Annotated in this window: 1 pseudogene; it reads right to left on the bottom strand. The window is 61.9% G+C overall.

The annotated features are described in order from the left end of the window. Positions 1–813: pseudogene (locus tag IT781_RS21995) on the bottom strand (hypothetical protein); the annotation flags it as partial.

The following is an 813-nucleotide window of genomic DNA, read 5'->3' as shown; positions in this document are numbered from 1 at the left end:
CATTGGCCAGCAGGAAGTTGAAATGGCTGCCCGGCCCGATGCCGGCTTGGGAGCCGTGCCATTCCGAGAAGCTGTTGGTGCCGATCACCGTCGAGCCGTTGGTGAACGGTTCCTCCAGCCAGATGTGCCCGTGCTGCTGGAAGACATGGTTGCGGGAATGACCGCCGGCCTGCAGCACGCGCATCCGGACCGGCTCGCCGGCTTTGGCCAGGAAAGTCGGTGTTTCCGCTGCGCCCGTCAGCACATTGGTGAAGTCAAAGGTGCGTGTTATTTCCAGCGGGGTATCCGCCGCAAAGCCCATGCGGGTCCATAGCGGCTCGGTCCTGTAGTTGAAGCCTTTCTGAGCGGTGTCTTCGGGATCCTCAATACCGGCAAGATTAGGCACGGGCACGCCGTCTTGCTGCAGGTTCAGGTCGTCCTGGAACAGCAGCACGTGTTCCCGGAAGAACTTGCCGTTAGCCAGCGTGACCGTGGCCGAGGCGCGCATAGCGGCGTCTTCCTGCCATTTCGCGCCTTGCGGCTCGATGATCAACGCCCCGATGGCACCCTTGCTGATCTGCTTCATGCGATCCGACGGCATCAGGTTGATGGCGCCGTATTCCACCGGCTCGGCAAACAGCTTCTTCAGTTTCGACTTGGCATCAGGATAGGCTCCTGGTGTCGTTTTGCCGGCATACCATCTATAGTTGACCGTTTTGCCGGGGGCGGCCGTGACCAGATTGCCGCCCGGCAGGGTCCAGTTCTGGCCTATGCTCAGACCGGCGCCGCGCAGGGCGTCAAATTCCACCAGTTGCGGCGTCAGGCCGACATGGC

Origin of the sequence: Methylobacter sp. BlB1 (assembly GCF_015476545.1) — a bacterium.
Taxonomy (GTDB): Bacteria; Pseudomonadota; Gammaproteobacteria; order Methylococcales; family Methylomonadaceae; genus Methylobacter.
The sequence above is the reverse complement of the archived record's forward strand: the minus strand, read 5'-3'. Positions and strand labels throughout refer to the sequence as shown.